We start from the raw sequence: 24,634 nt of genomic DNA, 5'->3' as shown, positions 1-24,634 counted from the left end.
CAACTTTCTTTACGTTTCTCTGTGCTTCAGGACCTCGGCGAGGCTCGGCGCCTCGCGGTCCCGCTGGGACATCGATGTGACCGGCAGCGGCCAGGGAATGGCGAGCTCCGGGTCGTCGAAGGCGATCGTCACGTCCTCGGCCGGATCGTGCGGGCGGTCGATCCGGTACGAGGTGTCGGCGGTCCCGGTCAGCGCCTGGAAGCCGTGCGCGCAGCCCGCCGGGATGTACAGGGTCGTCTGGGTCTCATCGGACAGCTCGAAGAAGGCCCGGTTGCGGAACGTCGGCGAGCCGGGCCGCAGATCCACGACGACGTCGAAGATCCTCCCGTTCGAGCACCGCACCAGCTTGGCCTCGCCGGCGCCGGAGCGCAGGTGCAGGCCCCGCAGTACGCCCCGGACCGAGCGGGACAGGCTGTCCTGCACGAAGGCGTGCGGGTCGAGGCCCACCGAGCGGACCACGTCGGCGTCGAAGGTGCGGCAGAAGAAGCCGCGTTCGTCGGCGTACGGCGTCGGCTCGAAGAGGTACGCGCCGGTGATCTCCGGGACTTCGGTCGCCTTCATGACGTCTTCCCTAAGGTGGGGGTGCGGTCGGCCGCGGGGAACAGGGCCGCGGTCAAGGAGCGGAAGTGGTGCTCGAGTTGCCGGGCGGCGGCCAGGTTCCGCTCGGTGAGGGTCCGCCGCAGTTCGGCCGAACGCCTCTCCAGCGCACGGAACTGTTCGAGCAGCCGGTCGGGGTCGACCTCGCGCGCCGGGTGGCAGTACGCGCCGAGGCCCATCTCCGTCATGAGCGCGTCGCTCTTCGCCGCGTAGCAGAGCGCGAGCACCGGCGTACCGGTCTTCAGCGCGCAGATCAGGTTGTGGTAGCGGATCGCCACCACGCTGTCGGCCGCCGCCATCTCCTTCATCAGGTCGGCCAGTGAGGCCGGATCGGCGGCGGTGACCAGCGGCGAGTCCACCGCGTCCAGGATCGCGGCGACCACCGTCGCGTCGCACTCGTCACCGGTGAGCAGCCGCACGGCCCTGTCCTCCTCGGCCAGCGCGCGGACGAACCGGATCGTCCCGTCGAGGTAGCGCCGGTGTATCTCGTCGGCGCGGGCACGATCGTCGTTGCCGCCGTGGAAGTCCATGACGCCGACGCAGACCGGGCCCGCGGGGCCCGTGGGCGCGCTCGTCGGCGGCGTCGGCAGGGCGAACGCGAGGTCCGGGTGGACCTCGTCGCGCGCGGTGTCCACGCCCATCGCCCGCATCGCGTCGCGGGACTGCGCGTCCCGGTACGACCGGTGGGCGGCCAGCCGCGCCGACCAGCGCACCAGGGCCCGGGTCGGCCGGTCACGGATCGGCGCGGCGCCGACCCCGACCAGCGCCACCCGGGTGCCCAGCAGCCGGCCGCTCGCGCAGAGCAGGAACAGCGCGTACGGGAAACCCCACGGCCGCAGCGGCAGCGTGGCCTCCAGGACGCCCATGCCCGGGACGATCACCACGTCGTGCCGGCGCACCCAGGCGGCGGTACGGAAGACGTCGACGAGTTTGCCCAGGCCCTTGCCCACGATCGCGCCCGCACGCGACGCGGTCCGGTACTCCCCGCGGTACCAGTGCAGCCGCGTCGCGGGGATCCCGAACCGGGTCGTCACGGCCTCGGGCCCGCCGCACAGCGCGTCCACGACCGCCTCCGGGTGTGCGGCGCGGAGGTAGCCGAGCACGGCCTCGAGCGACCCGTCGTTGCCGAGGTTGCCGGAGCCCAGCAGGCCGAACACCCCGACGCGCACCGGGGCCGTCATGCCCGCCTCCCCTCACGGCCGGCGACCAGGTCGTCGACCGAGACGGTGAGCCGGGCCGGGTCGACCGGGGCACGGTCCTCGACCCGCTCGCCGGCGCCGGGCCGGATCCGGCTGGTCATCCAGGCGCCCAGGTGGCGGAAGCAGGCGCGCCGGTCCGCCGCGGACAGCGGCGCCCGCCGGATCGCCGAGGCGAAGCCCCAGACGTACTCGGCGAGCAGCCGGGGTGTCGGGTGCAGCGGGCCCGCCCGGCGCGGGTCCAGGTTGACGCACCGGGAGCGCTTGGACGGGTTCGCCCGCTCGGCGCGGGTGGGGTGGTCGCGGCGGAAGTACAGCAGCTCCGGCACCTGGTGGAAGGCCCCGTGCAGGGTGATCTCGGCGACGTACGTGCGGTCCGCGTGATGGTAGCTGTCCATCGGTTTCACCCGGCGCAGCATGTCGGTGCGCATCACGCCGTAGAAGTCGTCGCCGCCCGGCTCGAACAGCAGACTGCGGAAGCGGTCCGGCGCGTGCGGGGAGTCGGTGGCGAGCGTGTACTCGTAGGGGACCTTCACCCGGCCGTCGCCGTCGATGACCGCCTGGCCGGTGTGCGCGAGGATCATGTCCGGCCGCTCGTCCAGCGCCTGCACGCAGCGCCGCAGCAGGTCCCGGCCGTACAGGTCGTCGTGCGAGGCCCACTTGAACAGCTCGCCGCGGGACTCGGCCAGCACATGGTTGTGGTTCGGTGTCGCGCCGATGTTGCGGGGCAGCCGGAGGTACCGGATGCGCGAGTCCTTCGCCGCGTACCGGCGGCAGATGTCCTCGGTGCCGTCGGTCGAGGCGTTGTCGGAGACGACCAGCTCGAAGTCCTCGTAGGTCTGGCCGAGCAGGGCGTCGAGCGACTCGGCCAGGTACTCCTCGCCGTTGTACACGGGCAGGCCGATGCTCAGCCTGGGTTGCGCGGTCATGACGTCCTCACTTCGCGAATCGGTTCTTGAGCGTGCTCGCGCAGGGCGGACCGCAGTTGCAGCCACCACACGGCCGAGCCGCTGACGGTCGCGGCGGCGACGCCCCAGGCCGAGCCGACCGTGCCGGCGGCGGCCGCACCGCCGAGCCCGCCGCCGACGTAACAGGCGGAGGCGAACAGCTGGCAGCGCAGGCTGCGCCGGGCCGCGCCGAGCGCGCGCAGCCCGGCCGCCGCGCCCGTGCCCAGGCCCGCGCCCGCGACGCCGAGGGTGATCGGCACGATGAGCTCCGAGGCGGAACTCCAGACGTCGCCGAGCACCAGCTCGCCGAGCCGGCCGGGCATCAGCAGCAGCGCCCCGCCCCAGAGCAGCGCGCCGGCCGCCTGTCCCCCGCCGAGGAGGAGGCAGAACCGGCCCAGTCGCTGCGGGGCCTGCCGCAGCACCCGTGCCGCCTCCGGGACGGTGACCAGGGAGAGCCCCATGAGCACCGCCAGGAACGGGCCGAGCAGGAGTTCCGCGCCCCGCACCGCGCCCACCGCGCCGACCCCGACGATCACGCCGAGCCCGTACGCCCGCAGCTGGCTCGCGCCGCTCAGGCTGACGTTCTCGACCAGATACCGGTAGCCGAGATCGCGCTGCTCGCGAAGCCACCCGCGTGCCTCGGCCGGCCGGGGCCGGATGCCGGACTGGAGGCAGCCGTACCCCGCCGCCACCGTGGCGGACGCGCCCCACGCGAGCACGAAGGCGGGCACGCTGCCCACCCGGGCCGCCACCACCATGGCCGGGACGAGCGCGACACCCCACACGACGTCGTTGACGAACGCCTTGCGGCCGGCGCCGGCGGCGAAGAACGAGAACCGCCAGGCGTCCTGGAGCAGCAGCCCCGGCAACAGGACACCGAGGGCGGCGAACGCGGGCCCCACACGGCCGCCGAGGCCGAGCCCGGCCACCAGACAGGCCGCGCCGAGGGCCGTACCGACGGCGAGCGCGGTACCCGTCGACCGGGTCACCGCCCCGCGCCAGGCCGCGTCCGTGACACCGCTGAAGCGCACCACGAGCGGATCGGTGGCCAGCCCGCGGGAGACGTTGAGCACCACGCCGTACGTCACCCAGGCGAGGCTGAACACGCCGAACGCGGTGACCCCCAGCGAGCGGGCCACGTAGATGCCCACCACGAAGTTGCTCACGCTGGAGGCCGCCTGGTCGGCCAGTCCCCAGGACAGCCGGCCGACGAGGGCCCGTCTGGCGGATCCGGCCGGTGGTGCCGCCGTCCGCGGATTCTCCCCCTCGGTGGTCATCGGCGTCATGCCTTGATCAGTGCGGCGCCGTGCAGGGCGTCGGCCGCGGCGGCGACGGCGCCGAACGGCAGCCCGGACCGCTCGGCGACGTCCAGCAGGCTGTGCTCGCCGTCGGAGAGGCTGAGCACCCAGAGCATGGCCATCTGGGCCTGCTTCGCGTCGCTGCGGCCGCCGAGGGAGTCGTACAACCCGCGCCGGCCGAGCTGTGGTTCGCCGTAGGGACTGAGGTTGACGTAGCGCCGGTTGCGGTCGAGGACGGCGAATGCCTCGCGGCACAGGGCGAGCGTGTCCGCCATCGCCTCCGGGGAGACGAAGTCCGGGTTGTCCGCCGAGGTGTGGTACTCGGGGTAGCCGGCGTACGGGGTCCGGCTGAGCGAGCCCACGCCGAGATCGAACCCGGGCGAGCAGTACTGCCGCTCGTCGTAGCCGTACGGGGTGAACTCGGTGATGTGGTGCGGGCGTTCGGAGGCGGCCAGCACATGCCGCAGCACCCGGTCGATCTCCGCGTCGCCGCGCCTGCTCTGCTTGTAGGTCAGCCGGCCCGGGTCGCCGGCGCAGGCCAGCACCAGACCGTGCCTGACCCGCTCCACCCGCTCCGCGTTGCGGGCCAGCCAGGTGATCGCCCCGATGGTGCCGGGCGCGTAGATGAACCGGTACGTGTAGTACGGCGTCTCCTGCGCGAGCGCGCGGGCCAGGAACGTCGCCACCGCGATGCCCGCCAGGTTGTCGTTGGCCAGCGACGGGTGGCAGGTGTGGCAGGAGACGATCACCTCGTCGGGGACCTGTCCGGGGACGACGTGCTCGGCGTAGGTGAGGTGGCCGTCCGCGAGCGTGGAGTCGATCCGCACCTCGTAGTCGCCGTCCGGGAGGGCGTCCAAGGTGTCCTGGGCCAGGCAGAACCCCCACTCCGGCTGGTAGTAGCTGGTGCGGTACGGCACCCAGGCCGGATGGTCCGGCAGGGTGTGCAGGTGCGCGCGCAGCTCGGACAGCGGCATGGTCGCCGACACCGGCACGCTGTAGCCGAGCACGTGCAGGCTGGACGCGGCGAAGTCGACGACCCGGTTGCCGGCGGCGTCGGCGACGTACGCGTCCCGGATGTTCCACTCCTGCGGCACCGTCCAGTCGAGCACCTGCGTCCCGGTCGGCACCTCGTGGACCTCCAGCGGGACGTACTCGCCGACGATCTCCAGGGTGGCGCGCACCCCGTCGCCGGTGATGCTGCGGCACAGCGGGTACAGCCGCTCCACCAGCAGGTGCATCTCCTCGCCGGCCACGGTCATCGGCGCCACCGCAGGGTGTCGTCGACGGTCCCGGCGTCGGACGCCGCGCGCAGCACGGCCAGCCGGGTGAAGCGTCGCTCGAAGTCCTCCTGGGTCAGCCCGTGGTCGCGGTACTTGTCGGCGAGTTCGAGCGCGCCCTGCTTCACCGTCCACTCGCAGTCGAAGCCGGGGATCGCCGTGCGGAACCGGGAGAAGTCCACCCGGTACGACCGCGGATCGGCACCGTTCTCCCCGGTGATCACCACCTTCGCGCCGGACACCGCCTCGGCGACCTGCTCGGCGATCTCGGCGACCGTGACGTTGTTGACCTCGCTGCCGATGTTGAACGCCCGGTCGTGCACCGCTTCCCGGGGCGCGCCCAGCGCGGCCGTGAAGGCCCGTGCGATGTCGGCGGCGTGCACCAGCGGTCGCCAGGGGGTGCCGTCGGAGAGCACCAGCACCTCGCCGGACAGGAGCGCGTGCCCCACCAGGTTGTTCAGCACGATGTCGGCGCGCAGCCGGGGCGAGTAGCCGAAGGCGGTGGCGTTGCGCATGTACACCGGGCTGAAGTCGCCGTCGGCGAGCGCGTGCAGGTCGTCCTCCACCCGCACCTTGGACTCCGCGTACGGCGTCACCGGGCGCAGCGGGGCGTCCTCGGCCACCAGGTCGGCACCGCCGGCGGCGCCGTAGACCGAACACGTCGACGCGTACAGGAAGCGCTGCACCCCGGCGTCGCGGGCCAGCCGGGCCAGCCGCACGGACGCGTGGTGGTTGATGTCGTAGGTGAGGTCCGGCGCCAGCGATCCCAGCGGGTCGTTGGACAGCGCCGCCAGGTGGATCACGGCGTCCACCCCGGCCACGTGCTCGGCCGTGACGTCACGCAGGTCCACCCGCCGGCCCGGCGGGTCCGCGGGCGGCGGGCCGAGCACGCAGTCGGCGAACAGGCCGGCGTCCAGGCCGACGACCTCGTGCCCGGCGGCCGTGAGGACCGGGGCCATCACGGTGCCCAGGTAGCCCTGGTGTCCGGTCAGCAGTACGCGCAAGGTTCATCCCCCCAGATTGAGAGTGAGTTTGGTGACGGCGAACGCCTCGGCGTAGCGGGAGTGGCATTCGATGCCGCGGATCCGGGCGAGACCGAGGAAGGCCTCCCGGTCGTACCAGGGCCGGTGCCGCTGCGAGGGGTAGTGCTCCTGGAGCAGCCGCACCTTCTCCTCGGCGACCTCGGTCGACAGGGGCTGGTACGCCGACGGACGGCCGAGGTCGCCGTCCCACTTGACGATCTCGTAGCCGAGCGTCAGGTGGTCGCGGAACGCGGTGGTCATCAGCTTCGCCAGACCGCGGTGGTCCTGGTGCGCGTCGTCGGTGCGCGGGGCGAGGACGAGATCCGGCTCCGTGCCCGCGCGCAGCTCCTCGACCGCGCCCTTGGCCTCGTCCCAGTGCGCGGGGAGCCGGCCGTCCGGCAGCTTGTGCACGGTCAGCCGCAGGTCGGCGCCCGGGCAGAACGCGGCGAGCGCGGCCCGCTCCTCCTGCTCCCGCTCGCCGCCACCGCCGGTGAGCACCAGCGCGTCGACGCGGATGCCGGGGTGCGCGAGGCACAGCGTCAGCAGCGTGCCGCCGGCGCCGATGGCGATGTCGTCGCAGTGCGCGCCCACCGCGACGATCCGGTCCGGGCGGCGCCCCGTCCCGAGCCCGATCACGCGCTCACCCCCGCGCCGTCGTGTTCCCACACGGCCCACGGCCGGTCGCCGCGGGCGTACGCCTCGTCGAGCGCGGCCCGCTCCTTCACCGTGTCGGTCGGCTTCCAGAAGCCGCGGTGCTGGTGCGCCACCAGCCGTCCCTGCTTGGCCAGTTGAGCGCATCCGTCGGCGACCAGGTCCCCGTTCTCCGGGATGTGGTCGAAGACCTCCTGACGGAGCACGAAATAGCCGCCGTTCTCCCACAGCGGCATGTCGCTGACCGCGGTGATACCGCCCACCAGGCCGTCCTCGCCCAGGTCCACGCAGTGGAACGACGACTGCGGCGGCACCACCATCATCGACGCACCGGCGTCGCGCCCGGCGAACTTCTCGATCATCTCCGGCAGCGGGGCGTCGGTGAGCACGTCGGCATAGTTGGCGAGGAACATCTCGTCCCCGTCCAGGTGGTGCCGCACCCGGCGCAGCCGCTCCCCGATCGGCGACTCGATGCCGGTCTGCGCGAACGTGATCGTCCAGTCGGCGATGTCGGTGGACAGCAGCTCGGTCCGCCCGCCCCGCAGCACGAAGTCGTTGGACGTCGTCTCCTCGTAGTGGAGGAAGAAGTCCTTGATGTGGTGGGCCCCGTACCCGAGGCACAGGATGAACTCCGTGTGCCCGAAGTGCGCGTAGTAGCGCATGACATGCCAGATCAGCGGCCGGGGGCCGACCATCGCCATGGGCTTGGGCACGTCGTCGGAGGTTCCGTTGCGCATCCGCATCCCGTAACCGCCGCAGAACAGTACGACCTTCATGCCTTCACCTCGACGATGCTCAGTTCCGGAATCGGGAAGACCAGCCGGCCGCCCCACTCGTGCACGAAGGACAGCTGCTCGACGAGTTCCTCCCGCAGGTTCCACGGGAGGACGAGCACCCAGTCCGGTCTGTCGGCGGCGATCCGCTCGGGCGGCAGGATCGGGATGCGGGTGCCCGGGGTGAACCTGCCGTGCTTGTAGGGGTTGCGGTCGACCGTGTACGCGAGCAGGTCGGGCCGGATGCCGCAGTGGTTCAGCAGGGTGTTGCCCTTGCCCGGGGCGCCGTAGCCGACGACCGTCTCGCCGCGCTCGGCCGCCTCGACGAGGAACCGCAGCAGATCCCGGCGCACCTTCGCCACCCGGGCGGAGAACTCGGTGTACCCGGACAGCTCCTGGAGACCTGCGGCCTTCTCCCGGTCGAGGACCTCGGCCACCCTCGCGGCCGGCTCGCCGGCCACCTCGGCCGGCCGGGCCCACAGCCGGACGGAGCCGCCGTGCGTGGGCAGCAGCTCGACGTCCACGAGGGTGAGTCCGCCGCTCGCAAGGGCTCGGATCGCGGAAGCAACGGTGTAGTACTGGAAGTGCTCGTGGTAGATCGTGTCGTACTGGTTCTCCTCGATCAGGGTCAGCAGGTGCTGCACCTCGATGGAGACCCAGCCGTCGTCGGCGACCAGGGCGCGCAGCCCGCGGGTGAACCCGACCACGTCGGGGATGTGCGCGTACACGTTGTTGGCCACGACCAGGTCAGCCGGACCGTGCTCGGCGCGGACGCCGGCGCCGGTGTCCGGGTCCAGGAACGCCGTGAGCGTGGGCACACCCGCGTCCCGCGCCGCGGCGCCGACGTTCACCGAGGGCTCGACGCCCAGGCAGCGGATCCCGCGCTCCACCACGTGCTTGAGCAGATACCCGTCGTTGCTGGCAACCTCGACCACGAAGGCGTCGGGCCCCAGACCCACCCGCCGCACGGCGTCGTCGACGAACGTGCGCGCGTGCTCCACCCAGGACGTCGAGTAGGAGGAGAAGTACGCGTACTCCGTGAACGTCTCCTCCGGTTCGATCAGCGGAGGGATCTGCGCGAGCCAGCAGTCGGTGCAGACCCGCAGATGCAGCGGGTACGTCGGCTCCGGCCGGTCCAGTTGGTCCGCGGCGAGAAAGCTCTCGCACGGCGGGGTCGCCCCGAGATCGACGACGCTCGCCGTCGCGTGCGACCCGCAGAGTCGGCATCGTGTCATCTACTGTCCCCATCCCCCCTGCTCGCGCGGGTGTCCCCGCCGCGAGCATCTGCCGACCGCACCGCGATCGCGGTGCGGTACCCCTCCACCAGGCGCTCCAGGCCGACGGCCGGACTGAAGTCCCGCTCGTACCGGCGCCTGGCCGCCTGTCCCATCTCCTGGCCGCGGGCCGGCCCGGCCGCGATCCGGCGCAGGCAGGACGCGAGCGAGGCGGCCTCGCCCGGTGTGTGCAGCAGCCCGGTCACCCCGTCCTCGACGAGCTCGACGAAGGCGCCGTGACCGGCGGCGACGGCCGGGACCCCCGCCGCCATCGCCTCCACGACCACCAGGCCGAACGCCTCCAGCCACGTCGACGGAGCGACCACGGCGACCGCCCGCGCGATGGCCTTGCGGCACTCCTCCTGGTCGTACAGGCCGACGTACCGCACGTCGTCCCGCTCCGCCGCCCAGGCGGCCACCTCCCGCTCCAGCGGCCCCGAACCGGCGATCACGAGCGGCACGCCCAGCCCGCCGCCGGCGGCGATCTCGTCCCACGCGGCCATCAGCAGCCGGACGCCCTTGGCCTCCGCGAGCCGGCCGAGATAGAGCAGATGCTCGCCCTCGCCCTCCCGGCGGACGCCCGGTTCGGGCACGAAGTTGTGCTTCACCGCCAGCCGCCCGGCCGGCATGCCGGCCGCCACCAGGACGTCGCGCTGCGCCGCGGAGATGCAGAAGAACCGCTCCACGCCGGTCCACCACCGCCGCCGGTTGACCGACAGGCTGACCGCGAGCGGCACCGTAGCCAGCCGGGAGTTCCGGTAGCAGCCGTGCCGGACGGCGGGCAGCGGTGTGGCCCCGACGCACTCGGTGCACGGCCGGCCGTCGCGTTGCAGGGTGCCGGGCGGGCAGATCTGGGTGTAGTTGTGCAGGGTGGCGACGGCGGGCACGCCGGCGTCGGCGCAGGCGGCCAGCACCGCGGGCGACAGGAGCGGGAAGACGTTGTGGACGTGCACCACGTCCGGCCGCTCGGTGCGCAGCCGGGCGGCGAGCTCGGTGCGGACGGCCGGGTTCCACGGCACCAGCAGCGGCACCGCGACCTTGCCCGGCAGGGAGCGGGCGGCGATGTCGTCGCTGCGCCGCTCGAACAGCTCGACCCGGTGGCCGGCCTCGCGCAGCAGCGCCACCTCCTGGTCGACGACCTTGTTCTCCCCGCTCGGCTGCGCCGAGTTGTAGCGGTTGTGCACCACGAGAACGTGCATGCTCAGATCACCTCCGATCTCTGGGCCCATCGCGGGACGCGTCGTCGAGGGCCTTCGGGCGCCGACGGGGGAGCGGCCGGGGCAGGGGCCGCCAACAGCGAGGCGGCCACGGCCAGATGCAGCAGATACGGCGAGGCGTCGCCGAGACCGGCCTCGGTGTACGACGCGAGCGCGCAGTAGCTGATCAGGAAGATCGCGCAGGCCCTCGACAGCGACGGCGGCCGCAGCAACGCGACCCCGCCCAGCACGATGATGATCGCCGCCACCAGGACGACGCCGGTCATGCCCTGCTCCTGGTAGACGGCCAGCCAGCTGTTGTCGATCGGCAGCCCGCCGAACGACTTGTCGCCCAGGCCCGCGCCGAACAGGTACTCCGAGGTCGTCCGGGGCGCCGCCAGCAGGGCCTGCCAGACCTTGGCCCGACCGGTGAGGCTGGAGAAGTTCTCCTGGCTCTGCCCGCGCAGGAACCACGCCTGGAGCAGGGAGCCGAAGCCCACCGCGGCCACGGTGGCGCACAGCACCGCCCAGGTGAAGAACCGGCGGGCGGCGGCGCTGGTCATCACGAGCGAGCCGATCGCCAGGGCCAGCCCGACGAGCAGGCCGAGCGTGGCCGTCCGGGTGTGGGTCAGCGCGAGCAGGACGAGGGACGGCACGATGACCACCGCCGCGCTGGTCCGGTCGGTTTGGCGGCCCAGCAGGAGCAGCACGGTGAGCCCGATGATCACCGCGGCGTACTGTCCGATCTGCGGCGGGGTGAGCGGCCACAACGCGCCGACCAGCCGCCCGCCGTAGAGGTCGGGCATGGCCGCGCCCGGTGAGACGATCGCGCCGGCGGCCACCGAGGCGAGCACCGCCAGGTACATCCGGATGTGGTGCCGGACGAACGTCGGGCCGCCGTCCCACCAGCGGCTCAGCAGCCACAGCGTGCCGACGAAGAGCGTCAGCCGGGCGCAGCGGAACAGCGCGCCGAACCCGGACTCCAGATCCACGCTGGAGATCACGCTCGGCACCAGCAGCAGGGTGAGCAGGAACAGGAAGGCGCTGGCTCGGATGCGCAGCCGGAGATTGACCGCGAGCGCCAGCGCGAACGCGGCGACCAGCGCGCCCATGGTGGCCATCTGGATGAGGGAGCGGGGCAGCGGGACGATGGTCTTCGCCCCGGCGGAGCCGAGCGTGTTGAGGATCAGCAGCCCCCAGGCCGTCCCGACGATCTTCGACGTGTGGTCTGTGTCGGTGTCCGCGGACCTCATCTCAACCACCGTTCCGTGCGCGGAAGGTGCTGCCCTCGTCCTGCCGGTACGGGGTGCCCTGCCACTGTCCGGGGTCGAGGATCCGGCTCGGGTCGTGGGCGACGAACTTCCAGGTGCCGATGTACACGTTGTCGTGCCAGCGGTTGTCCTGCTCGGTGGTGATCGCCTCGGCCACCCGCTCGCCCTGGTACGGCGACCAGTCCGGATAGCTGCCGTAGTTGGCGAGCACGGCCATGCGGTCGCACTTCGCCGTGCAGCCGACGACGGACTTGTCCAGCGTGAAGCGGTTGTCGTGGATGTCCACCCGCTGGGTCTTCCACCGGCAGTCGGCGTAGAGGGGCGCGGTGGCGATCGCGGGTTGTGCGCAGCGGTCGGTGTTCTTCACCAGCAGCGTGCAGTCACCGGAGGAGGTGTTGGCCGGGCTGTTGCAGAACCGGTCGGCGTTCTCCCACAGGGTGATCCCGGACCAGTTGTTCTCCAGCACGTTCCGATAGATCTTGATCTTGTCCGTGCGGGCCCGCAGGCGCGGTTCGCCGCCGGACTCCGACAGATAGATGGTCGCGAACGGGAAGGTGTCGCCGCGCTCGGCGTACTTGCGGCCCTCGACCCAGTTGTTCCGCCGGATCGTGTTCTTGCGGACGACCGCGTTGTAGCTGGTCTCGTAGATGAGCGCGGCACCGTCGTTGGCCTCGATCAGGTTGTCCTCGATCAGGAAGTCGTTGTTGTTGGTGTCCGCCCACAGTCCGGGTCCGCGGTTGTCGTGCACCCAGTTACCGCGTATGTCGGCGCCGTCGACGGCCCAGAACTTGACGCCTCCGGTGCAGCCGCAGCCGGACCGCTTGCGTTCCCAGTCGTCCTTGTTGTTGCCCACGATCTCGTTGCCCTCGACCACCAGGCCGCGCAGGGCACCGCCGCCCTTGTAGGCGTTCATGCCGTACTGGCCGTTGTCGCGCAGACAGCTGGCGCGGACCTGCTGGCCGGCACCGGCCATCAGCCCGGCGCCGGAGTTGTTCTGGATCGTCGCGTGCTCGATCACCCAGCCGTCGGCCGAGTCGTGGTTGACCACACCCTCGTCGTGCGGCGCGACGAACCCCTGCACGGTCAGGTGGCGGATGCCGACGTCGCGGGCGGTGCCGCCGAACGCGTACTGGTTGGTCCCGCGGCCGTCGAGCACCGCGCCGGGCGCGCCGAGGTAGATGTTCCCCTCCTTCGGGATGACTTGGGCGTAGCGGTCCGGTTCGAGCCGGTGCCTGCCCGGGCGGAGCCAGAACGTGGTGTGCGGCGGGCTGCTCCTGGTCTTCGCGGCCAGGTCACCGGGCACCGCGGGGTCGACCGTCACCGCGCCCGCCGGCGCCTTCGCCGGCCCGGGTGAGGGCTTCGCGCACACCCGGGCCACGGACGTGGAGGGTTTGGCGGTCGGCTCCGGCCGCGCGCCCGGCGTGCTGTCACAGCCGGTCGCCGCCAGCAGGGCCAGCGCCAGCGGTGCCGCCGGCCATGCCCGGTGCCGCCACTTCATCCCCAAGCGTCCTTCCGCCCTAGCCGTGGAACCTGAGTACGGTGGTGAACCCGTGCGTGCCGTCGGCGAAGCCGGTGCCGACCAGCGTGGTGGCGGGTTCCTTGCGCCCGAAGCCGGCCGAGTACCAGCCCAGCGGCGGGTCGCTCTCGCCGCGATGCGCCCGCCAGTCGAGCTGTCCGGGCAGGTCGAGTGCCGCGGAGCGGTCCTCGCCGTCCCGGGTCCAGGTGAGCACCGCCCGGTTGCCCGCCAGGTCCGCGGCGATCGCCGGGCCGAGGTGGAACGCCAGGCGGACGGCCCGGCGCGGGCCGCGCACCTCGTCGACCACCTTCAGCTCCCGGCTCGCGGCCGTCAGCTCCACCCGGCGGCGGTGCACGGTGTCCCCGTAGCCGTCGTGCTCGGCGCACCAGCGGGCCACCGCCTCGTCGGACGTGTCCGCGACCAGGACGCGGGTGCGGGCCTGCCGGGTCCACAGGAACGGGCCGCCGGATACGGACTGGTCGGCGCCGTCCACCTGAAGGGTGTTGTGGCCGAGGGTCGACCGGAAGTACTGCCGCCACGCGGGCTGCCCGTGATAGCAGTACGTCCCCGGGTCGGCGAGCACGTCGACCCCGTCGTGCCGGACCTCCACGGACAGCGCGTCCGCGTGGGCGTGCGCGGCGATGGACAGGAATCCGTGCGGACCGCCGTCGCAGCGGCACCAGATCTCCTGCGGACCCCGCAGGATGGTCATGCCCGCGTCGGCGAAATGGGCCGGCCGGCTCGCCGGGCGGGACACGGCCGGTGCGGTCGCGTCCTTCGCGTCTTTCGCGTACGGCCGGACGAGCGCGGCCAGCAGCGGGGTGCGCAGATCGGTGCCGGTCACCGTCGGCCACCAGTCGAGCCGGCCGAACACGGCGTCCCCGGTGGCCAGCAGCGAGGCCCAGCGGTCGGTGCCCGTGCCGTCGACGACCAGCCCGTACCCGTCGTCCGCGTCCCCCTGGCGCGGCGGCCGCAGCCGGCCGTCCACGACGGCCGCGAGCGCGTCGGTCATCCGCAGCAGCGTCTGCCGGATCGACACCGGGACCGGCACGCCCGCGGCATCCGCCTCGGCCACCGCGGCCAGGCCGAGCTCCAGCACCAGTCCGTGGTACTCGGTGGCCAGTTCGCGGTTGAGGCCGGAGCCGAAGGTGTTGGCGCGCAGCTGCCGCTCCAGCGACCGCAGCGCGTCGGCCCGCCAACGCGCCGAGGAGGGGAACCACCCGAACGCGCAGGCCGCGGCGAACTGCCCGGCCGCCTCGGCGATGATGTGGTTGTTCGCCGAGGACCCCCGGCTGGGGAAGGCGGCCAGCCAGCGCTGGTGGTGCCAGATCTGCCGGAGCGCCACCGGGTTGCCCTCGAACAGCCCGGCCGCGCCCGGCCAGCCGTCGAGCAGCCGGCGCACCCACACCCAGGACAACAGCCGGATCCCCAGCTCGATGCCGCTGGTCCAGTGCACTCCGCGCAGCGGCGCGTTGGCCTTCCACCACGACCGCAGATGCGCGGCCACCCGCTCGGCGTACCGCTCGTCCCCGGTGACCGCGTAGGCGGCGGCGAGCACGGTGAGGTACTGGTGCCGGGACAGCTCCCAGATCTGCTTGATGTCCCCGACCGCGTCCTCGTCGCGGTACGGCACGTCGAAGGCGTAGCCCCACGGTGCCCGGCGCCCGGTCTTCGGGTCGTACCACCAGTCCGGATCGGCCAGGTCGTCGCGCTCCACCCCGAAGTACTCGGCGTGTCCGTCCATCAGCCGGTCCGCCTCGGCGACCAGACGCTTCGCGGCGTCCGACGGCACCGCGGCGACCGTCCCCGCGGGCAGCACGGCGGTGAACCGGGCGCCGGTCACGCTCGGGCACTCCGGCCGCGCCGACCGCCACCGCCGCCTGCGCACGGTGTCGCCCACCCGGCCGCCGACCTCCCGCGGACCCATTCGGGACAGCCGCCGCAGGTACCAGCCCGCACTCCCCGAGCGCACCGTCATTGCGCCCCCGCCAGCGTCACCGGCACACCGTCGGCCAGGCCGGCCCGCACGGCGAGGGTGGCCGCCGTGGTGGCGACCAGTGACTCCAGCGGCACCGGCATCGGCCCGCCGGTCCGCACGGCCTTGACGAACGCGGCCAGTTCGGCGTTCTGACCCTTGTCCCGGGCCTTGGGCAGCCGTGAACTGACCCACCGCTTACTGCCGTAGACCGAGGCACGGACGAAGTCGTCGAGCCTCAGCACCTTGCCGTCCGCGACGAGGTCCAGCGTCTCCTTGGGGAAGCCGGCCGCGCCGGTGGTGACGTAGCTGATGGTGGCGGTGGAGCCGTCCGGGTAGCGCAGTACGACCTGAAGGTCCTCGTTCCCGGACGTGGCGACCGCGTACACCGACACCGGGTCGGCCTCCAGCAGCCAGCTCGCCGTGTCGATGAAGTGTCCGCCCTCGCCGGCGAACCGCGAGCCCTCGGTGCCCTGCTGGAGGTACCAGCTGCCGTGCGTCAGCCGGCCCGCGTTGACCAGATAGCGCAGGCTCGCCGGACCGGTCCGGGCGCCGAACCGCTTCCTGGCCTCCTGGAGCAGCGGCGAGAACCGGCGGTTGAAGCCCACCTGTAGCCGGTCGTTGCCGGACTCCTCGACCGCCGCGAGCACGCCGGCCAGCTCGTCCTCGGTGAGCGCCAGCGGCTTCTCGACGAACACGGCCTTGCCGGCGAGCAGGGCCCTGCGGGTCAGTTCCGCGTGCGAGCTGTGCCGGGTGACGACGAACACCGCGTCGACGGACTTGTCGCCGAGCACCGCGTCGAGATCGGTGGTCGCCTCGGCGAAGCCGAACTTCCGTTGCGCGTTGGCCGCGGACAGCGCCGTCGTGGTGACGACCGTGGACAACTCGACGCCGTCACGCTGTGCCAGGTGCGGCAGCAGCATCGACGTCGCGTAGTTCCCCGCGCCGACGAACGCCAGCCGCACCGGCGCGTTCGCGGACCGGGCCGGGGCGGACGCCGTGCCGGCGCGCCGCACCGCGGGCACGGTCACCGCCGGGGCCTCCGTCTTCGCGGCTCCCTCGGGGCGGCCGGGGTACCGGAACAGCACGGCCACGGCCTTCAGTTCGCCGTCCTTCAGACTCCGGTACGTCTCGACGGCGTCGTCGAAGTCGGCGATGTGCGAGACCAGAGGCTCCACATCGACGCTGCCGCGGGCGAGGAGGTCGAGGAAGCACGCCAGGTTGCGGCGCTCGGTCCAGCGCACATAGCCGATCGGGTAGTCACGGCCCTCCAGCTCGTACTCCGGGTCGTAGCGCCCGGGGCCGTAACTGCGGGAGAACCGGACGTCGAGCTCCTTCTCGTAGTACGCGTTCCACGGCAGGTCCAGGCGGCACTTGCCGATGTCGACGACCCGGCCGCGGTCCCGGCACAGCCGTGCGGCCAGCTCGACGGGCTGGTTGCTGCCGCCGCCGGCGGCCAGGTACACCTGGTCCACGCCGTGCCCGCCGGTGAGTTCGGCGACGGCCGCCTCCACGGCCGCGGACGCGGGATCGCCGCAGGCCGCGGCACCCAGGCGCGCGGCGAGCTCGCAGCGCGCCGGGTCGGGGTCGGCCCCGACGACCCGCACCCCCGAAGCGGTGAGGAGCTGCGCCACCAGCTGCCCGATCAGCCCGAGGCCGATGACCAGCGCCACCTCGCCGAGCTGCGGCTCGCCCTGGCGCACACCCTGCATCGCGATCGACCCGACGGTGCCGAAGGCCGCGTGCCGGGGCGCGAGGCCGTCCGGCACCGGTGCGTAGAGGTTCTTCGGCACCCAGTTCAGCTCGGCGTGCAGCGCGTGCTCGTTGCCGGCGCAGGCCACCAGGTCGCCGACCTTCACGTCGTCGATCCCGGCGCCGACCTGCTCGACCACCCCGCACAGCGAGTAGCCCAGCGGCGTGTAGGAGTCCAGCTTGCCCATCACCTTGCGGTAGGTGGCGGGCACCCCGTTGGTGGCCACGCTCTGCATGACCTTGGCCACCTGGTCCGGGCGGGAGCGGGCCTTGCCCAGCATCGACATGCCGGCCTCGGACACCTTCATGAGCTCGGTCCCGGTGGAGATCAGCGAGTAGGCGCTGCGGACCAGCACACCGCCCGGCTTGCACCCCGGCACCGGCACGTCGAGCACCGCGAGCTCGCCGCTCTTGTAGTTCTGAACAACCTGTTTCACCCGAAGTCCTCTTGTCTCTACGCCGTCAAGGACGAGTTCTGGCCGGCCCCGGAGGTCGCGCCGCGATACCAGTGCTCGAGGGTCAGCACATGCCACAGATGTTTGGAGAAGTCCCGCTGCCCGGCGGCGTCCTCGGCGACCATGCGCGCCAGCGCGTCGCGGCGCAGGAGCCCGGAGCGGACGAGCACACCGTCGTTCACCACCTCGCGCACCAGCGGTGCCAGATCCCGGCTCATCCAGGCGCGCAGCGGGGCGCTGAACAAGCCCTTCGGCCGGTACACGATCTCCCGGGGCAGGACCGAGGTGGCCGCCTCCTTGAGGACGGCCTTGCCCTGCCGCCCGACGATCTTGCGGTCGCCGGGCACGGCGAACGCCGCCTTGACCACCTCGACGTCCACGTACGGCACCCGCACCTCGGTCGAGGCGGCCATGCTGGAGCGGTCCGTGTAGGCGAGGTTCAGGCCGGGCAGGAACATCCGGGCGTCGCCCAGGCACATGCGGTTGACGAAGTCGTCGAGCTCGTTGTCCTGGTAGACGTCCGCGTGCTCGGTCAGCACGTCCTCGACCGTCCCCGCCAGGTCCGGATGGATCAGGGCGAGCAGCTCCTCCTGGTCGTACATGGTGTAGCTGCGCCGGAACGCGGTCTCCTCCGGCAGACCGGCGAAGGAGAGGAACCGCTTCGCGAACCGTACCGACCGGTACCCCCGGCGGGCCGTGGCGACCGGAAGCCGGTCCACCACGCCGGACAGGCCGCGCCGCAGGGGCCGCGGGACGCGCTGGTAGCGCACCGCGATCAGGTTGGCCAGGTGCTTGCGGTAGCCGGCGAACAGCTCGTCGGCACCCATCCCGGAGAGCATCACCTTGACCCCGGCCTCCCGGGCGGCCTGGCAGATCAGGAACGTGTTGATCGCGGCGGGGTCACCGATCGGCTCGTCCAGGTGGTACGTCATCCGCGGCAGCAGGTCGAGCACGTTCGGGGCGATCTCGATCTCGTGCAGGTCGACGCCGAACCGCCCGGCCACCTGCCGGGCGTAGCGCAGGTCGTCCGGCATCGCCTCGAACCGGGCGTCCTCGGCCCGGAATCCGATCGTGTAGGCGGAGATCCCCGGCCGGTGGCGGGCCGCCAGCGCGGTCAGATAGCTGGAGTCGAGACCGCCGGACAGGAAGGTCGCCACCGGTACGTCGGAGAGCAGATGCTGCCGGGTCGACTCCTCGACGACGGCGGCGATGTCCGGCCGCTCGCCGCCGAGGGCCCGTTCCCGGCCCTCGGTGGCGACGTCCTTCAGGTTCCAGAACCGGCCGCGCTCCACCCGGCCGTCGGGCCGGCACCTGAGCCAGCTCCCCGGCGGCAGCTTCTCCGCCTCGCGGAACGCGCACCGTGAGTCCGGCACCCAGTAGTACAGCAGCGAGGCCACCAGCGCCGCATGGTCCACCTCCAGCGATCCGCCGGTCACCGCGGCGAGCGCCTTCAGCTCGGAGGCGAACACCAGGCCCTCTTTGCGCCGGAGCAGGAACAGCGGCTTGATGCCGAGCTGGTCGCGGGCGAGCACCAGATCACCGGTGCGCTCGTCGAAGATCCCGAACGCGAACATACCGCGCAGCCGGGGCAGACAGTCCGTGCCCCAGCGCCGCCAGGCCTCCAGGAGCACCTCGGTGTCGGAGGTGCCGCGGAAGCGCACCCCGGCGGCCGCCAGCTCGGCACGCAGCTCGGGCGCGTTGTACAGCTCGCCGTTGTACGTCAGGACGAGGCCGTTCGAGACCATCGGCTGGGCGCCGGTCTCGGACAGGTCGATGATGGCCAGCCGGCGATGCCCGAGGTGCACCTCGCCGTCACCGACGGGGTGGCTGTAGCGGCCCGCCCCGTCCGGGCCGCGGTGGGCGAGGGTCTCGGTGAGCCGGTCGGTCACGGCCTTCCCGTCCGGCCACCGGTAGGTGCCTGCGATGCCACACATGGATTACCGCGCCTCCTGGTCGCTGTCCGGGACCCGTGCCGCCCAGATCGGCAGCCGCTCCGTCCGCGGCTGGTTCTCCCCCACCGCCTGAACGGCGTGGGAGGTACCCCCACCGCTCTGCCGGGCCAGCCGCTCGATCTGGCCGCGCAGCGCGGTGTGCAGCCCGTCCCACAGCGTGCCGTCGGTCCGGTCCCGCGGATCGGGGTCGATCAGCACCACACCGATCACCGGAATGCGCTGGTCCGCGAGCTGCCGTGCCACGGTGTGCAGCCAGGCGGCGCTGCCGTGCCCGGCCCGCACGACGAGCACGGTCTGCGTGCCGAGGTACTGGAGATCGGTCCACGCCGTGCCGGGCGCCACCGAGCCGACGCCGATCCGGCGCTCGTCGTGCGCGACGGCGGCGGCCCGCTCGCCGGTGACCACGGTCGGGTCTCCCGGTCTGCCGCGGCGCTTGGCGAGCTGCGGGCCGGGCAGTCCGTCGACGACGACCACCGGCCCGTCCTCCGCCAGTGCCCGGGCGAGGTCCAGGGCGATCACGCCCGTGCTGCGCGCACAGCCCAGTTCCAGCAGCGACACCGGTTCCGCGGAGCCGCGCACGGTACGGGCCAGGGAGGTGGTGAGCCGTCGGCGCGCCGCCCGGACCCGGCGGCGCCGCCACAGCCGGGGCGACCGGTGGGGCAGCTCCGCGATGACCGAGGCGCCGAGGTTCGCCGCGATCTCGCGGCGCAGGACGGGGCGGTCCGCCACCACCGTGCCGACCGCCGCCAGCGCGAGCCCGAGGGCGAGCCCGAGGACGAGCCCGATCGCGCCGTTGGTGGCAGCGGTCCTGGGCAGCGAGCTGCGCACCGCGCGCGGCGCGTCCACGATCTGGGTGCCGGCGACGAGCCGGGGGGTGCCGATGCGCGCCTCGGCGGCGCGCTGGCCGAAGTCGGTGATCCGCGAGGTGAGTTCGGCCCGGCGCGCGAAGAGGGACTCCAGGTCCGCCGACGCGGTCGGCCCGCTCTGCGACGATCCGTCTCCGATCGCCTCGTTGACCTGGGCGAGTTCGTCCCGCAGCCGGTCGCGCTGGTCGAGCAGCGCTTGGGCCTCGGCGCCCGCGGCGTCCTGGATCCGCTTCACATGGTCCGCGACGAACGCGTCGGCCAGCGCCTTGGCGCGGGCCACCGCCTCCGCCTCGCTGTCGCCGGTCACGGTGATCTGGAGCAGGTTGTTGGTCAGGCCGATCCCCTCGTAGTCCTCCATGAAGTCCTCCGGCTTCTCCGGAGACTTGAGGGACCGCAGGGCCTTGTCGGCGATCCGCGTCGTGTGCAGCAGCGCGACATCGGTGCGGATCAGTGTGCCGGGGTCGTTCGGCTGGTCCTCCTGGTGCGCGACCAGCACCTTGGCCACCGCGGTCGGCGGTGCCGGCAGCAGGACGGCCACCGCCGCGCCGACGAGCAGCCCCAGCAGTGCCGCGGAGCACCAGAGGCGGCGTCGCCTGCGCACCGCCACCACCAGTGCCTGAAGGTCCAGCAGCGGAGCGGCGGCCGAGGACCGCGAAGTCGTACTCGTCGTCACCTCGAACCTCCCGTTGCGTCGTCGGCGCCGGCGAGCGCCGGCACGGCGGCGTCCCGAGGGCGGCCGGCCGGCCGCGTCGGGCGGGCCAGGACCATGCCGGCGAGGACGACGCCGACGATCTCGTGCCTGGCGTCCGCGCACGCCTCGGCGATGCCGGCGAGCTCTCCCGCGGTCCAGCTGCCCGCGCTGAGCACGACCACGGCACCGGACTCCTGGTCGCGGTCCGGCACCAGCGGCTGGGACACCGAAACCTCCACCACCCGCAGCAGCGGTTCGCCCTCGGACTCGGCGACGAGCTGCCCGGCGGCCCGGCGGGCGATCTCGTCGCCGTCCGCGACGACGACGATCAGTCGCCGGGGGGTGGGCAGCAGGTCCCGGAGGCGGGCGCACACCCGCCGGTAGCGGATCTGCCGGCTGGCCTCGTCGCCGGACGTCTGCGGGGCCGGTATGTCCCACCGGACGTCGAGGTCCAGCAGCCGGCGGATCCGGGCCCGCGGACCACGGCCCTGCGGCCGCTGCGCCGTCCGTTCACCGGGTACGTCGACGGTGCCCACCAGCGTCGAGCCCAGGGCCGCGGCGATCTCCGGTTCGGTGCGCAGCCGGCGGCTCATCCGTACGGCGGTGAGATGGCCGATGACCGTGAGCAGGAAGAACAGCAGCGCCCCGGCGACGATGAGCTGGATTCTCGTCGGCGGTGCCTCGCCGGTCGGCCGGGCCGCCGGCCCCATGACGACCATGTTGGCCTTGTTGGCGGCCGGGTCGGCCTGGTCCAGCTTGTTGATGGCCTCCTGCAGCGAGGTGCGCAGTTTCTCGAGGTCGGTTCGGGTCTGCACGCTCTCCACGGTCTGCCCCGGATCGGTCGCGTCGGCCAGCTCGGTGATCCGGCGGCTGGTCTGCACCACCATCTGCCGCAGATCCTCGAGCTGGGTCGCCGCCTCGGGGTCGGCGTTGTCGTCCACGATCCGGGCGGCGAAGGTGACGAACTCCTGGGCCACCTGGTCGGCGAGCTGCTGTGCGCGTTCCGGTGTTTCGGCCGTGCCCGAGATCTTGACGATGTTGCCGTCGGCGGTCTTGGCGCTCACCCGGTCCCGCAGCTCGCTGCCGTCGACCCCGCTCCAACCGAGCGTGGCGGCCGCGCGGTCGACCACCACCGAACTGGTCGCGATCTCCGCCTGGGTCAGCAGCTCGCGCTCCTCCCACGCCCCCGGCAGCAGTACCGATGCCGACGTCGTGTATCGCGGTGGGAACAGCACGGAGGTGCCGTAGCCGACGAGCGCACCCACCAGGGCGAGAAGGGTGAGCAGCCGCCAGCGCCGACGGACCATTCGTCCGATCGTGACCAGGCGTATCGTGTCATCGCTCAACGGCGCGGCCTCTTCCCTGCCCGGTCCGGGTCGCCCGCCGTCACCGGAGCACGGTCGCGGCAGGCGGCGGCGTAGGCCGCGAGCAGCGACGCCTGCGAGTTCCGCCAGGCGAGCGGCCCGCCGATCCGCTCCTGGCCGATCTTGCCCATACGGGCCCGCTGCTCCGGATCGTCCAGCAGCAGCGCGATGAGCTCGGCGAACTCGGCCTCGTCGTCGGCGCGGGCGTAGAGGGCGGCGTCGCCGGCGGAGACCCGCGCCTCCCGGAGGTCGAACGAGACGATCGGCCGGCCCATCACCATGTACTCCAGGACCTTGTTCATGGTCGACACGTCGTTGAGCGGATTGTGCGGGTCGGGGGAGAGGCATACGTCCGCCGTGGACAGGTAGCGCACCAGATCGGCATCCGGGATGCGCCCGGTGAACTGCACCTGCTCCGAGAGCCCGAGCCGCCGCGACAGCTCCACCATCGCGTCGAAGGTGTCGCCGGCGCCGACGAACACCGCGTGCCAGTCGGTCCGTCCGACCTCGTCGCGCAGCTTCGCGAGCGCCCGCAGGGCGTAGTCGACGCCGTCCTGCGGGCCCATGACGCCGAGGTAGCACAGCAGATGGGGCTTGCCGCGCTTCAGTTCCGGCTCGGGCGGTACCGGGTGGAAGCGCTCGGTGTCGGGCGCGCTGCGCACCACGAAGACGTCCTCCGGCCGCCGGCCGCCACGGCGCACCGCGACGTCCCGGTAGCTCTCGTTCGTGGCGAGCACGATGTCCGCGGCCCGGTAGGTCCGCCGTTCCAGCGCGCACACGGCGCGGTAGAGCAGATCCTTGCCGCGGCCGAACCGGGAGAGGTACAGCTCGGGCACCAGGTCGTGCTGGTCGAAGACGAACCGTGCCCCGCGCCGCTTCATCCACAGCGCGGGCAGGAACAGCAGGTCGGGCGGGTTGCAGGCGTGGACCACGTCGACCGGGCCGACCTTGCGGGCCAGCCGGACCGTGTGCCACAGCGCCGAGCCGTACTCCCGCAGATAGCCCGCCGGCCCTCCGGTGGCCGCGCGCAACGGGTAGCGGTGGATCCGCACCCCGTCGATCTCCGCCTCCGGTTCCGTGTCCCGTTTGCTGCCCTGCGGACAGATGACGTGCACCGTCCAGCCCGCGTCGCGCAGGGTCGTGCACTCCTGCCACACCCGCCGGTCGAAGGGCACCGACAGGTTCTCCACCAGGATCAGCGCGCGCCGGCTCGGCCGGTCGGCGCCGGTCGCGTCACCAGGCAAGGCCCACGTACCCCGGTTCGGCCCGGCGCGTCTCGGCGTCGGGAAGGTGGACGAGGTCGATGATCACCGGGCCGTCGGCGCCATGGGGCAGCGCCGACAGCACGGCCGGGTCCCTGGTCCCCACCAGGCACACCTCGGCATGGTCGAGCACCTCGTCGACGGAATCGGCGAGGAGTTGCGCGAGGTGCGGCAGCCGGGTCTCGATGTACTCGCGGTTCGCGCCGAGCAGCCGGGAGAGGCTCACGTTGGCGTCGTAGATCTTCAGGTCGTACCCCTTGCCGAAGAGCCGCTCCGCCAGTTCGACGAGCGGGCTCTCGCGGAGGTCGTCGGTGCCGGGTTTGAAGGACAGCCCGAACAGGCCGGCCCGGCGCTTGCCGGTGCGCTCGACCAGCTCCACCGCGCGTTGCAGATGGTCGGAGTTGGAGGGCAGCACGTGGGAGAGGATGGGGACCGAGACGTCGGCCCGCTGCGCCGCGTGGACCAGGCTGCGCAGGTCCTTGGGCAGGCAGGAGCCGCCGAAGGCGAAGCCGGGCCGCAGGTAGGCGGGGCTGATGTTCAGCTTGCGGTCGGCCAGGAACACGTCCATCACCTGATGGGAGTCCACCCCGAGGGCCTGGTAGATCGCGCCCAGCTCGTTCGCGAAGCCGATCTTGAGGCCGTGGAACGCGTTGTCCGCGTACTTGATCGCCTCGGCCGTCGGGATCGGCACCCGGAACACCTCGCCGGGCAGGCCGTCGTACAGGGCCGTCACCGCGTCGCCGCTCGCCGGGTCGAGTTCGCCGATGACGGTCTTGGGCGGGTCGAAGAAGTCCCGCACGCTCGTGCCCTCGCGCAGGAATTCCGGGTTGACCGCGACCCCGATGTCCACGCCGGCCGTGCCGCCGACGTATTTCTCCAGGATCGGCACCAGCAGGTTCAGGCAGGTGCCCGGGAGCATGGTGCTGCGGAACACGACGGTGTGCCGGCCACCGCGCTTCGCCAGTGCGGCGCCGATCTCCTCGGTGACCCGTTCCAAGTACGTGGTGCACAGGCTGCCGTTGGGCTCCGAGGGCGTGCCCACGCAGACCAGCGACACCTCGCTGTCCATGATCGCCTCATGGACGTCGTTGGTGGCCCTCAAGGCCCCGGTCCGCACGACGTCGGCGATGAGCTCGCCGATCCGTTCTTCGACCACCGGGGCCTTGCCGTCGTTGACCAGGTCGACCTTCACCTGGTTCACGTCCACCCCGATGACCTCGTGCCCCATGCTGGCCAGGCACGCGGCCGACACGCAGCCCACGTAACCGAGCCCGAAAACGCTGACCCTCATGACCCGTT

Annotated in this window: 19 protein-coding genes; all 19 read right to left on the bottom strand. The window is 72.5% G+C overall.

What is annotated here, in order from left to right:
• Positions 1-9 precede the first annotated feature (9 nt).
• From rfbC to IE275_RS24530, 19 genes are read right to left on the bottom strand one after another with little or no spacing between them, the layout of a single operon-like run.
• On the bottom strand, positions 10-561 hold the full coding sequence (gene rfbC / locus IE275_RS24620) for a dTDP-4-dehydrorhamnose 3,5-epimerase (protein WP_189713571.1): 552 nt from the start codon (positions 559-561) through the stop codon (positions 10-12).
• Positions 558-1,778, bottom strand: a complete 1,221-nt coding sequence (locus tag IE275_RS24615) for a polysaccharide pyruvyl transferase family protein (RefSeq protein ID WP_189713570.1) — start codon at positions 1,776-1,778, stop codon at positions 558-560. Before IE275_RS24615 ends, rfbC begins: the two co-directional genes overlap by 4 nt.
• Positions 1,775-2,722 carry a glycosyltransferase family 2 protein gene (locus IE275_RS24610; protein WP_189713569.1) on the bottom strand — a complete coding sequence of 316 codons (948 nt, stop codon included), beginning with the start codon at positions 2,720-2,722 and terminating at the stop codon, positions 1,775-1,777. The genes IE275_RS24615 and IE275_RS24610 overlap by 4 nt, the downstream gene beginning before the upstream one ends.
• A complete protein-coding gene (locus IE275_RS24605) occupies positions 2,719-4,026 on the bottom strand; it encodes an MATE family efflux transporter (protein ID WP_373299281.1) in 1,308 nt (435 codons plus the stop codon). The genes IE275_RS24610 and IE275_RS24605 overlap by 4 nt, the downstream gene beginning before the upstream one ends.
• Complete coding sequence (locus tag IE275_RS24600; protein WP_189713567.1) at positions 4,023-5,297, bottom strand: DUF4910 domain-containing protein; 1,275 nt, start codon at positions 5,295-5,297, stop codon at positions 4,023-4,025. The genes IE275_RS24605 and IE275_RS24600 overlap by 4 nt, the downstream gene beginning before the upstream one ends.
• Complete coding sequence (locus tag IE275_RS24595; RefSeq protein WP_189713566.1) at positions 5,294-6,319, bottom strand: NAD-dependent epimerase/dehydratase family protein; 1,026 nt, start codon at positions 6,317-6,319, stop codon at positions 5,294-5,296. The genes IE275_RS24600 and IE275_RS24595 overlap by 4 nt, the downstream gene beginning before the upstream one ends.
• 3 nt (positions 6,320-6,322) lie before the next feature.
• Entirely contained in the window at positions 6,323-6,973 is a 651-nt protein-coding gene (locus IE275_RS24590; protein ID WP_189713565.1) for a PIG-L deacetylase family protein, read from the bottom strand.
• Positions 6,970-7,764, bottom strand: coding sequence for a glycosyltransferase family protein (locus IE275_RS24585; protein WP_189713564.1), 795 nt, complete (start codon positions 7,762-7,764; stop codon positions 6,970-6,972). Before IE275_RS24585 ends, IE275_RS24590 begins: the two co-directional genes overlap by 4 nt.
• On the bottom strand, positions 7,761-8,996 hold the full coding sequence (locus tag IE275_RS24580) for a class I SAM-dependent methyltransferase (RefSeq protein ID WP_189713563.1): 1,236 nt from the start codon (positions 8,994-8,996) through the stop codon (positions 7,761-7,763). Before IE275_RS24580 ends, IE275_RS24585 begins: the two co-directional genes overlap by 4 nt.
• Positions 8,993-10,234, bottom strand: a complete 1,242-nt coding sequence (locus IE275_RS24575; protein ID WP_189713562.1) for a glycosyltransferase — start codon at positions 10,232-10,234, stop codon at positions 8,993-8,995. Before IE275_RS24575 ends, IE275_RS24580 begins: the two co-directional genes overlap by 4 nt.
• Before the next feature lie 2 nt (positions 10,235-10,236).
• Positions 10,237-11,484, bottom strand: a complete 1,248-nt coding sequence (locus IE275_RS24570; RefSeq protein WP_189713561.1) for an O-antigen ligase domain-containing protein — start codon at positions 11,482-11,484, stop codon at positions 10,237-10,239.
• A gap of 1 nt (position 11,485) precedes the next feature.
• Positions 11,486-13,006, bottom strand: coding sequence for a right-handed parallel beta-helix repeat-containing protein (locus tag IE275_RS24565; protein WP_189713560.1), 1,521 nt, complete (start codon positions 13,004-13,006; stop codon positions 11,486-11,488).
• 13 nt (positions 13,007-13,019) lie between these two features.
• Positions 13,020-14,996 (bottom strand): heparinase II/III family protein, encoded by a 1,977-nt coding sequence (locus IE275_RS24560; RefSeq protein WP_189713559.1) that lies wholly within the window; start codon positions 14,994-14,996, stop codon positions 13,020-13,022.
• Positions 14,993-17,182 carry a bi-domain-containing oxidoreductase gene (locus tag IE275_RS24555; protein ID WP_189713558.1) on the bottom strand — a complete coding sequence of 730 codons (2,190 nt, stop codon included), beginning with the start codon at positions 17,180-17,182 and terminating at the stop codon, positions 14,993-14,995. Before IE275_RS24555 ends, IE275_RS24560 begins: the two co-directional genes overlap by 4 nt.
• Positions 17,183-17,199: 17 nt before the next feature.
• Positions 17,200-19,134, bottom strand: a complete 1,935-nt coding sequence (gene asnB / locus IE275_RS24550; RefSeq protein ID WP_189713557.1) for an asparagine synthase (glutamine-hydrolyzing) — start codon at positions 19,132-19,134, stop codon at positions 17,200-17,202.
• 3 nt (positions 19,135-19,137) lie between these two features.
• Positions 19,138-20,691: a Wzz/FepE/Etk N-terminal domain-containing protein gene (locus IE275_RS24545; protein WP_189713556.1), complete on the bottom strand. Its 1,554-nt coding sequence runs from the start codon at positions 20,689-20,691 to the stop codon at positions 19,138-19,140.
• Positions 20,688-22,055, bottom strand: coding sequence for a Wzz/FepE/Etk N-terminal domain-containing protein (locus IE275_RS24540; RefSeq protein ID WP_189713555.1), 1,368 nt, complete (start codon positions 22,053-22,055; stop codon positions 20,688-20,690). Before IE275_RS24540 ends, IE275_RS24545 begins: the two co-directional genes overlap by 4 nt.
• A complete protein-coding gene (locus IE275_RS24535) occupies positions 22,052-23,317 on the bottom strand; it encodes a glycosyltransferase family 4 protein (protein ID WP_189713554.1) in 1,266 nt (421 codons plus the stop codon). The genes IE275_RS24540 and IE275_RS24535 overlap by 4 nt, the downstream gene beginning before the upstream one ends.
• Positions 23,307-24,626, bottom strand: a complete 1,320-nt coding sequence (locus IE275_RS24530) for a nucleotide sugar dehydrogenase (protein WP_189713553.1) — start codon at positions 24,624-24,626, stop codon at positions 23,307-23,309. Before IE275_RS24530 ends, IE275_RS24535 begins: the two co-directional genes overlap by 11 nt.
• Positions 24,627-24,634: the final 8 nt, after the last annotated feature.

The sequence above is a fragment of the Streptomyces phaeofaciens genome (assembly GCF_014648915.1).
In the GTDB taxonomy this organism is placed as follows: domain Bacteria; phylum Actinomycetota; class Actinomycetes; order Streptomycetales; family Streptomycetaceae; genus Streptomyces; species Streptomyces phaeofaciens.
This window is presented reverse-complemented; position numbering and strand designations above follow the sequence as displayed.

What these genes read in the sequence shown, in the direction of transcription:
- IE275_RS24530 (WP_189713553.1), bottom strand. Translation starts at nt 24,626, where the DNA reads ATGAGGGTCAGCGTTTTCGGGCTCGGTTACGTGGGCTGCGTGTCGGCC.
- IE275_RS24615 (WP_189713570.1), bottom strand. Translation starts at nt 1,778, where the DNA reads ATGACGGCCCCGGTGCGCGTCGGGGTGTTCGGCCTGCTGGGCTCCGGC.
- IE275_RS24610 (WP_189713569.1), bottom strand. Translation starts at nt 2,722, where the DNA reads ATGACCGCGCAACCCAGGCTGAGCATCGGCCTGCCCGTGTACAACGGC.
- IE275_RS24605 (WP_373299281.1), bottom strand. Translation starts at nt 4,026, where the DNA reads ATGACGCCGATGACCACCGAGGGGGAGAATCCGCGGACGGCGGCACCA.
- IE275_RS24580 (WP_189713563.1), bottom strand. Translation starts at nt 8,996, where the DNA reads ATGACACGATGCCGACTCTGCGGGTCGCACGCGACGGCGAGCGTCGTC.
- IE275_RS24600 (WP_189713567.1), bottom strand. Translation starts at nt 5,297, where the DNA reads ATGACCGTGGCCGGCGAGGAGATGCACCTGCTGGTGGAGCGGCTGTAC.
- rfbC (WP_189713571.1), bottom strand. Translation starts at nt 561, where the DNA reads ATGAAGGCGACCGAAGTCCCGGAGATCACCGGCGCGTACCTCTTCGAG.
- IE275_RS24570 (WP_189713561.1), bottom strand. Translation starts at nt 11,484, where the DNA reads ATGAGGTCCGCGGACACCGACACAGACCACACGTCGAAGATCGTCGGG.
- asnB (WP_189713557.1), bottom strand. Translation starts at nt 19,134, where the DNA reads ATGTGTGGCATCGCAGGCACCTACCGGTGGCCGGACGGGAAGGCCGTG.
- IE275_RS24585 (WP_189713564.1), bottom strand. Translation starts at nt 7,764, where the DNA reads ATGAAGGTCGTACTGTTCTGCGGCGGTTACGGGATGCGGATGCGCAAC.
- IE275_RS24560 (WP_189713559.1), bottom strand. Translation starts at nt 14,996, where the DNA reads ATGACGGTGCGCTCGGGGAGTGCGGGCTGGTACCTGCGGCGGCTGTCC.
- IE275_RS24575 (WP_189713562.1), bottom strand. Translation starts at nt 10,234, where the DNA reads ATGCACGTTCTCGTGGTGCACAACCGCTACAACTCGGCGCAGCCGAGC.